At 36.4% G+C, this 8,860-nt stretch carries 9 protein-coding genes and 1 pseudogene; 7 read left to right on the top strand and 3 right to left on the bottom strand.

The window, feature by feature from the left end; all coding sequences use genetic code 11:
- Positions 1-107: 107 nt before the first annotated feature.
- Positions 108-503, bottom strand: a complete 396-nt coding sequence (locus KHA88_RS05125) for a VOC family protein (RefSeq protein ID WP_213107134.1) — start codon at positions 501-503, stop codon at positions 108-110.
- 512 nt (positions 504-1,015) lie between these two features.
- Here KHA88_RS05125 and KHA88_RS05120 point away from each other — a divergent pair.
- Positions 1,016-1,510: a hypothetical protein gene (locus KHA88_RS05120; protein ID WP_249312905.1), complete on the top strand. Its 495-nt coding sequence runs from the start codon at positions 1,016-1,018 to the stop codon at positions 1,508-1,510.
- Between the two features lie 347 nt (positions 1,511-1,857).
- On the opposite strand, the gene KHA88_RS05115 is transcribed toward KHA88_RS05120, so the two are convergent.
- Positions 1,858-2,349, bottom strand: a complete 492-nt coding sequence (locus KHA88_RS05115; protein WP_213121474.1) for a DinB family protein — start codon at positions 2,347-2,349, stop codon at positions 1,858-1,860.
- A gap of 197 nt (positions 2,350-2,546) precedes the next feature.
- Between KHA88_RS05115 and KHA88_RS05110 the strand changes: the two are divergent.
- The 3 genes and pseudogenes from KHA88_RS05110 (at position 2,547) to KHA88_RS05100 (ending at position 4,636) form a co-directional block, all read left to right on the top strand.
- A pseudogene (locus KHA88_RS05110) lies at positions 2,547-3,164 on the top strand (RraA family protein).
- Positions 3,165-3,281: 117 nt separating this feature from the next.
- A complete protein-coding gene (locus KHA88_RS05105) occupies positions 3,282-3,485 on the top strand; it encodes a lmo0937 family membrane protein (RefSeq protein WP_430413692.1) in 204 nt (67 codons plus the stop codon).
- 539 nt (positions 3,486-4,024) lie between these two features.
- Positions 4,025-4,636 (top strand): DJ-1/PfpI family protein, encoded by a 612-nt coding sequence (locus tag KHA88_RS05100; RefSeq protein WP_213121473.1) that lies wholly within the window; start codon positions 4,025-4,027, stop codon positions 4,634-4,636.
- Positions 4,637-5,022: 386 nt separating this feature from the next.
- On the opposite strand, the gene KHA88_RS05095 is transcribed toward KHA88_RS05100, so the two are convergent.
- The gene (locus tag KHA88_RS05095) at positions 5,023-5,985 is read right to left on the bottom strand and encodes a helix-turn-helix transcriptional regulator (protein ID WP_213121472.1); all 963 of its coding nucleotides are present in this window, start codon (positions 5,983-5,985) and stop codon (positions 5,023-5,025) included.
- Between the two features lie 110 nt (positions 5,986-6,095).
- On the opposite strand from KHA88_RS05095, the gene KHA88_RS05090 reads away from it, so the two are divergent.
- From KHA88_RS05090 to KHA88_RS05080, 3 genes are all read left to right on the top strand, one after another.
- A complete protein-coding gene (locus tag KHA88_RS05090) occupies positions 6,096-6,581 on the top strand; it encodes a GyrI-like domain-containing protein (protein WP_213121471.1) in 486 nt (161 codons plus the stop codon).
- Between the two features lie 22 nt (positions 6,582-6,603).
- Positions 6,604-7,068, top strand: coding sequence for a phage tail protein (locus KHA88_RS05085; RefSeq protein ID WP_213121470.1), 465 nt, complete (start codon positions 6,604-6,606; stop codon positions 7,066-7,068).
- A 247-nt stretch (positions 7,069-7,315) separates the two neighbouring features.
- Entirely contained in the window at positions 7,316-8,218 is a 903-nt protein-coding gene (locus tag KHA88_RS05080) for an endonuclease/exonuclease/phosphatase family protein (protein WP_213121469.1), read from the top strand.
- Positions 8,219-8,860 lie beyond the last annotated feature (642 nt).

Here is an 8,860-nt window from a genome sequence, read left to right as displayed (position 1 = left end):
TAGTTGAAGAAGAAAATGGGAGTTTTTATGTCGCATTAGACTCATTATGTGTAATAGAAAGAAAAGCGCAAAAAAATTACGCCTGTAACTTAAATAGTAAAAAAAAATTACTGTTCTGGGTGAAGGATATTGCAGGCACTTAACCAATTTCCAGAAGGATCTTTAAATCCAAAACCTCCAAATTCGCCTTGTAAATTTAAAGGACCAACTTCAACTTGTTTTCCTTCAAGCCACTCATATAATTCTTTTAAGGTAGGAGTATAAAAGTCAATTATGCTATGAACGATATTAGTATTTGTATTTCTGAATGATAATCCATTAATTTCTTCAGTTTCAACCAAGAAAATCGTTGGAACTCCTTTTGATTTCATAGTAAGCATAGCATTTTTTTTACCTTGAAAGTGGACTTCGGCACCCAGGATATCGATATAAAACTCTATAGATTCTTCTAAATTAGTAACTGGTATTTCCAGTGTAGCAATATGTGATATTAAATTAGTCATAGTAGCCTCCTGTGTTTTGTTTGCACATATATTTTTCTACACTCAATTAAGAAAACCCTCTTAAGTTTCATTAAGAATGGAAAATAATTTATCGCTAATTCCATTTGATACATGAAGTTTGAAGTATGACAAATGGGTGGAAAAAATACGATTAATATCTAATACGCATTTCGACTATAATGTGTAGTAAAAGAGAAGGTGCTTATTCAACTAACGGGTGCGTTAGCACAATAACAAAAGATCAATTTTTGAAGCTCTTTTAAACTCTTCGATCTTCCACGATCGGGCGCATTTCTAGAGTAAGAATCTGCGCCTATTTAGGGTTGAGATCATTTAATGTGAGCATAGGAGTAATATGAAATAACTCCTGACAAATTGATTGGAGAGTAAAAATGCGAAGCTTTAAACGCCACTGCTTGTTTGTAATTCTTATCTTGCTGTTAACAGGGTGTGCGGGTGTAGAAAAAGATAAAACGTCCTCAAATATGAAAATTACCATTTAGCCATATAAAATGAGTGAAAAAGAAAGTCTGCTTATTAGCAATTCAGGAGTGGAACTTATTCAATTTTTTAAGCTGAATGGCACTTTAGCTGAAGATGATGATTTTCAAATCTCAGTGGAGGTATATGAACAAGGCAAGTTTAAAGAAGAATTGCTAAAGACTTGGGGGGGGGCCGAAAGAAATTATAAAAATAGCCTTATTTCCTTTGGAATAAGTGACTTTAATGATGAAAATCGTCCCTTAAAATTGATATCTGGCATACCATCCGGGCTTGCGACAACGAATTATTCAAATAACATGACGTCTTCTTCTTTTAGTAATTTAGTAGGCGAAAAGGTTACTTTAAAGAAAAACGAACCTGTTTATTTAGCAGCATGGCTAGGCACTACAAAAAACGGGCTGTGTTCTGTTGGAAGTGAAAATGGTGAACTACCTGTCGGCATTGAAGAGGCTGAGCTTGCATTTTTATACAGGGTTCTATGGACTGATAAAGAAAAGAATTAACATTAGCAGTGTAATCGGAATTGGAGAATAGAATGCTAAGACTGGTATTATATTAGGTTATTCTATTATCGGGCGCGATTGTGAAACAAAAAGTAAAAGGGATGAAACACATAGTCATGTATAATATGTATCACCCCTTATTTTTTATGACTTTTTACGATTTAGGTTTGAAAACATTTAAAACTTCTTTGTTTGTAATTAAACAACTTTTTTGGCACTCATAACAATGTTGTTTGAAAAAAAGTCGTTTACTCTGTTTTTAAATTTTATCTGATGTAATCAAAAAGACGACTACATATTCAAGAAAAACGCCCTAAAGCGGAACAAAAAAATGTAAGTTGCCTTATTTATTCCGCTTTAATATTAGTTTTCCAGCTTTTTTGTAGTTTGCGAATGTAAACGATTTGCCCAATGTGGTAGGCGTTATGCGTGGACAAATTTCCTAGAACTTCCCACCACTTTGCGGTCTCAGGGAAACCATTCACATCATTTTCTATCTTTTCTTTAGCCAGTAGGTCTTGCCATTGAAGCAGGACCGCTAAGAGGCACTTTTTTAAGTCAGCAAACGTTCTATTTTCCGGAATAATAAAGCTTTCATTATTGTCACTTATAGGCGCAACAGCATTCACATGAGATTTTTTGTATCTCTTTTGCCAAGTTTCATTCCAGTAAAGGAGATGTTGTACAATTTCTGCAATACTGTTGCTTTCATCATTGGGTTTCCAAAACGCTTCATCCTCTGATAAGTTTGCAACTGATTCTGAAAACGGAACGTACCAGCTTTGGTCGTTCGCATTTGCTAACAATTGATCTTCCAAAACGTCTTTAGCGTGAGACATAACCAGTCACACTCCTTCTAATTATAAATTTTCTATTTCGGCGCCTTTCTGAAATCTCCTGCATTATTCCGTTTAATTGCCCGATTGTTGAGCACAATCACCGGGATAATAATCTTATCTTATAGAAAACAATAATTTTTTTATATTTCTAAATGAATTCAAGCAACTGTATAATTTTATTTTTTAAGGAGGATTCTATGGAACCTATTCTTAAGCAATTTATGAACATACCCACTACCTGTATTTCAGATGTTTTGGATGGTTTAAATAATATGCATCCAACTATTAAGCCTCTAAAAGAAGAATAGACACTTGCTGGAAGAGCTTTAACTGTGAAGATTCCTGTTGGTGATAACTTAGCGATTCTAAGAGCAATCCGTGAAGCCAATCCCGGAGATATTATCGTAATTGATGCTAAAGGGGATCAATATCGAGCCATAGCTGGGGACTTTATTGTAGGGATGGCTCAAACACTTGGAGTTGGTGCAATAGTAGTTGACGGCGTGATTCGTGATATTGTTGGTATTAAGAAACTAAATTTCCCCGTTTTCGCCAAAGGGACTTCTGTAGCTTCTAGCGGAAAAGCTGGAATAGGTGAAATTAATGTTCCTATTTCTTGTGGAGGAACAGCTGTAAATCCCGGAGATATTATAGTTGGTGATGCAAATGGTGTTGTGGTAATACCACAATCTGAAGAACAAGATATCTTGAAAAAATCATTGGACAAAATGAGGAAAGATGAGATTAGAGAAGAAGCGGTCTCTGGTAACGTTGAGGCTATTAAGCAATACTTAGATAACATGCTTTCTAAATAGACATAAAACAGGAAAGGGCTTCCCATCCCTGTTTTATTTTATTTGATAACCCCATTCACTCATCTAAAGGAAATTCCAAACTAATAAATTGTACAAATCAATTTAGTTTTATTATTTTTGGGTATTATACATATAGCAAAATATTTATCTAATAAAGTAGGAATTAGATTGATTTGGACAATCATTGGTTTATTACTATTATTTTGGATACTCGGGCTTGTATTCCATATTGCCGGAGGCCTTATACACCTTCTACTCGTATTAGCTGTCGTAGTGTTCATTATCAAATTAGTTTCAGGTACGATGAAGAATAAAGCCTAAAACACCGCCATATTTCGAGAAATTCAGTCTCGGGTTAGGATTGATATAAGTCAAAGTGCCAGGCACATATCAATAAAAATTATAAACCAAAAGCGAAGTCCTCCTTAAAGGTGAATTTAGCTTTTGTTAGAGGAGCAGAGATTTGGCAGCTTAATTATTTAATGCCTGCCATTCTCTGTTTAACATACTCATTTCAAAATATCTCCAATGGTCATTCCAAACTTTCCTTGCTTCCCTAATGAAACATATTTCAGACTAAACATCCATTATTTGGTCAAAATCTTCTTTGCTGCTGTACTTTGGTTCTAGGTTTCTATAAATATAGTTATCGGAACTTAGAACCAAAAAAACGTCTACAATTACTACTAGGAGTCCAGCAAACATTTCGGAAATTTTGTCCACCATACATACAACTATCTAAACGGCAGATGCCGTTATTATATACTTGATAATAAAGTGTAGCGAAAAGATTAAAAGTTACAATCCTCAGGTAATTTGCCGAATGTAAGTAACATTTATATTCAAAGGAGAGTATAAGGGTGAAGATACAAATTGTATTATTTGAAGGATTTGGGGAACTTGTCGCTTTGGCACCTTTTGAGGTTTTAAAGCGGGGAATTGAGGCAGGTGCTCCATTCGAGGTTGAATTAGTCGCAAGTCGGTCTCAAAAAGAAGTCGTCGCATCCTTTGGCGTTCAAGTAACAGTCCATGATTTTTTACGTTTAGACAACAGTCCAGAATTGTTAATTATCCCTGGCGGTGGCTGGAACCATAAAGCCCAGCATGGGGCCAGACAAGAGGCTGAGAAGAGAGAGTTAACACAGATCATCTCGGCTATGCATGACGAAGGTACGATCGTATGCGGAGTTTGTACAGGTGGTATGTTGATGGCTGCTTCAGGTATTTTAAAAGACAAGAGCGTTGCTATGCATTATCTGGCGAAAGATGAACTTCCTAGGTATGGAGCTGATTACTTGGGATATCGAATTGTTGATGAAGGTAGTGTAATCACAGCTAGGAGAGTAACTTCAGGAATTGATCTAGAATTATGGATTATTGAGAGGTTTTCGGGAGCTGAGATAGCAGCTGCAGTTGAACATCGAATGGAATATGAGCGAAGAGGAGTCGTTTGGAGAAACCCCGCAAATTAAGAAATTCCGTTTTTGTATGCAATAAATATAATGTTTGGGTCAGTTAAAGTAATCATCGTGGGAGAGCGCTTGACTATCAGTCAAGAGGTCAGGGGTTCAAATCCGCTAGATGCGAATTATCCTCTCCACTTACGGATTAAACCAGGAGAAGTGATATTATAATTAAGGCTATTTACATTCTGTAACTACGATGTTTGATGCTAATGGTGATATTGTTCAATGATATATAGATATATGCGTATGCATTGAATCGAAAATGATATTCCTTGGATGGATGATTTATTTTTAGATATTGTTCATCCGGCAAGCAGCAGCAGTAAGTTTCCTCCAGGTGTGCAGAATTAGGGGGGGTAACTAGGAAACTATCTAGGTTAACTAGCTGCTGTTTATGGGCAATATAAGAATAATCTCTCTTTTAAAGCTTCTAAGACTCTTTCTGGCACTTCCCTGATCTTAATATCACCACCTAGGAAAAGTAGCCAATTTGTTATTTCTCTCAATTCTTCGGGCTTATTAACATTGATGAAAGTCTTTAGATTAGCTGTAGTTTGGTAAGGATTCGTATAGGAAATTGAAAATTTTAAAGGATGGTATTTTTTAAACTGGAGAATCGCTTTTGGACCAAGTTCAAGGAAAAGGTTGATTGCTTCTTCCTGCTTACTTAGTTTTTCTAAAATCTTTTTCTTACTTAATCTTTTTTTCGTCGTATAGGGCTCGACACTGGTAAGATCGTCGACAGAAAAAATCTTCTTTTTTTCTTCCTTTAAGTCAAAGCCTTCAATTAGCCATTGGCTTTTTTCTTGATAAAGGTGCAATAGATAAATGGGATAAGACCTTATTACCTTCTCTTCTTTGATGGAAATCAATAAATAGCTATCCAAAAGAAGGATTTGGATGAGTTTTTCTAACATGGGATGGGGGAGATCTGAAAGCTCAAGTAGGTCGGGATTATTGGGATTGGTCCCTGCAAAAAGTAAGATTTGATTTAAAAGCACAAGGTCATCCTGCTGGTTTTCTGAAATGAGTCCTAGTAATTTTTCAGCTAAAGATTGACGACTCTTCAGATAGGGAAGTTGTTGATTCCTTGTGGCCATAAATGCGATAAAAAGAGCTTTAACTTCATTATCAGTAAAGCGAACAACGGGCAGGACAGAGTTGTGCATGACAGAATAACCCCCATCCCTTCCAACTTCAGCGACAAGTGGCATCCCCAGTGCCTCTATTTCTCTGATATCTCTAATAGCTGTCGAACGCGAGATGTTAAATTCTTGCATGATTTCAGTAATTGTAAAGTGGGAGCGGTTATTAATATATCGCATGATCGTATTAATCCGTTCAACTTTTTTCATCGGCACTCCTAAACAGTATCATATTTTGACATGATTTAAGGCTATCATATACTTATCAAGTGAAGACGACAAGTCATTTGGTAAATTTTAAAAAAAGGAAGGTTTTGAATATGGCAGATTATATCCTTGAAGAAAAAGACGGCTTTACCGTGTTGGGTACTGGAACTGAGCTTGAGAGTGATTACACGGACTTTGCTGGCATAAACAAGGAAAAGTCAGACTTTTGGCAGGCTGTCAGAAAAGATGGAAGGCTTGACACTTTAATATCCATAGCTGCAAACGACTACCTTTTTATCGTAAACGAAGCAGTAAATAACAAGATGATGCATTATGCTGGTGTTATGACAGAGGCATCGGCACCGGAATTAGGAGAAACCAGAGTGATCCAATTTCCTAAGGGGGAATACCTAGTTGTTAAAGGGGAAGGGAATACGGTTGAAGAAATGAGTAATAAAGTGACAGGTATTGCTTTTGGTCAAGCCTTAGCAGAAGAAAATAAAGTTGCCTATGTTGGTGGGCCAAATGCAGAGGTTGTGATGGGGCAACGAGACGGCTTAGTTTATGGTGAAATGTGGATTCCTGTTGTTAGGAAATAAAGAGATAAAAGGTGGGATGGAAATGTCCTATATTGTTGATTTTAAAAATGTGTCTACGGTTGGTTTAGAATCTTCACCTGTAGTAGAAGCGCTTGCTGGTCTACGTGCTAATGAAGCCCGTTATTTTATGAACAAATACAAGCATGAATTTACGGTTGTACCAGCTAGCGAGTCCTGCGAGACACTTGATTATGTGAACCGAATTTTAAAAGAAGAACGTGATATTGAGTTTGCGGCCAAACCTTTAGAAACGTCACATTTTCAAGTAGAAAATATCAAAATGGCCTACGTTTTTTATGAGGATGGTCTTTCTGTCAACGTCATGTATACGGTTGATGACCCTAAGAAGCGGGCTGTTGGTTTTAAGCTTTCTGAGGGGATGGAGGTCCCAAAGGAGCTAGAAGGGAAGTTTAAGTTTGCTAGGCAGAAGTCGAAACTAGCTGGAACCATTCGGGGTTCGTATTTTGTAATTAAAGGAGAATATTAAAGTAAGGAAACTCGCCATTTTTTGTGTTTGGTCTTTCCTTTAAAGGCACATTTCTTGAGAAAGAAATGTGCCTTTATTATTGAATTGAGCCATTTAATTGGATAAGATTTCTTAACAAAAGGGATAAAAAATGAAAAATTGTATCATGTGGGAGTTCCGATGATGGATATAAACAAAGGTTTTGTCATTTAGTATATTAGTTATTCCTTTGCTTTCCAGTCACATAGCTTAACGAGGAGGTATTAGATTGAAGAAAGTTTTGGAATCCCTATTGTTAGTGGTAGCCGCTTTTCTAGTTGCCCTAAGTGGTTTGTCCTCAGGAACTTCAACTGGGTTTGCTGCAGAAAACAAAGACCAATGGACGTCGGTAGATGTAAAAGCGATGACTTTTAATCTGAGACACAAAAATAGCAATGATTCCGCGCCCCACACTTGGGATGAAAGGGTTCCTACGATTAGAAGACTGATCAACATGGAGAAACCTGATATCATTGGGGCACAAGAAGTGTTATATAGGCAATTACAAGATTTGAAAAATACATTACATAATTATAATTGGATTGGGAGTAATCGTGGAGAACACTCCGTGATCTTTTATAAAGAAAAAGATTACAGCGTGCTAGAGTATGACCGTTTTTGGTTATCTGACACACCGAAAGTAATTCGTTCAAAGACATGGGGAAACCATGTTCCAAGAATGGTTATTTGGGCAAAGTTTCTTGATAAAAAAAGCAACAAACCGTTCTATTTTGTGAATACACACTTTGATCATCAATCCGCTAATGCAAGACAAAAAAGTGCAGAATTAATTCTTAAAGTAACAAAAGAATTTGATCCAAATTTACCGGTAATTGTAACGGGCGACTTTAATGCTGGACCAGATAGTCTTCCACACCAAATATTAACAAGTGATGGAGAATTTAATGATTTATGGGAAAAAGCTGTGACAAGAATTAATGAAGACTTAGGAACATTTAATGGTTTTGAAGATCCTACTGGTAAAGGACCTGACAAGCGTATTGACTGGATTCTCGGGAAAGGAAACCTTACAACTAATGAAATTGAAATCATTAACTATCGAAAGAATTGCCAATTTCCAAGTGATCATTTCCCGGTGCTTGCTGACATATCCATAACTTACAACAAATAATGAGCCAAGACCATTGAAATAGATGAATGGTGATTGGCTTTTTGATTTAAGGGGGTATTTGAAATAGAACTACTCTAAAGTAATATTGGATTTTCTGTATTCGTGAGCATTTATACTGCAAGAATTGTGATCTTATTTATGAATTGGGCCAAATTGTGGAGCAATGCCTTTAATGATACGAATGCTCATAAGGTGTTGGATATTTACTAATCTTATGAAAAGGAATGTTGTAGAAGTTCTGCATTTAGGATTACTAAATGATATTCAATACAGCAAACATAAGGGCTGGTGCCATTTTGGCAATATGTGCGAAGCATGCCAATATCATTGTAATTCCAAGCCAGATAACAGACCATGCAACGGTACTCTAAACCAGTAACCGTTCTTGTTTCTTCTATATGTTATCTGCGGCAATCAATGTATTTGACGGCTTCCGCAAGTCAAAATTAAAGTTAGTGTTTAAATAGATTTAAGAGCACTCGGTAATGGGGGGATGTTTCAACTATTCCATTAAAGAGCGCTTATCTACAATAATGAAGTGACCCCATAAAGTTAGACACGGGATTTTTATTAGGCAGCTAATTGGCAGTGAACTCGGTATTGTACCGGGCTCATGATATTGTTAATTAATCAACACATGAA

The sequence above is a fragment of the Lederbergia citrea genome, assembly GCF_018343525.1.
Classification (GTDB): domain Bacteria; phylum Bacillota; class Bacilli; order Bacillales; family Bacillaceae_C; genus Lederbergia; species Lederbergia citrea.
This window is presented reverse-complemented; position numbering and strand designations above follow the sequence as displayed.

Coding starts and splice junctions, on each gene's coding strand:
- KHA88_RS05125 (WP_213107134.1), bottom strand. CDS start 503: ATGACTAATTTAATATCACATATTGCTACACTGGAAATACCAGTTACT.
- KHA88_RS05120 (WP_249312905.1), top strand. CDS start 1,016: ATGAGTGAAAAAGAAAGTCTGCTTATTAGCAATTCAGGAGTGGAACTT.
- KHA88_RS05115 (WP_213121474.1), bottom strand. CDS start 2,349: ATGTCTCACGCTAAAGACGTTTTGGAAGATCAATTGTTAGCAAATGCG.
- KHA88_RS05095 (WP_213121472.1), bottom strand. CDS start 5,985: ATGAAAAAAGTTGAACGGATTAATACGATCATGCGATATATTAATAAC.
- KHA88_RS05090 (WP_213121471.1), top strand. CDS start 6,096: ATGGCAGATTATATCCTTGAAGAAAAAGACGGCTTTACCGTGTTGGGT.
- KHA88_RS05085 (WP_213121470.1), top strand. CDS start 6,604: ATGTCCTATATTGTTGATTTTAAAAATGTGTCTACGGTTGGTTTAGAA.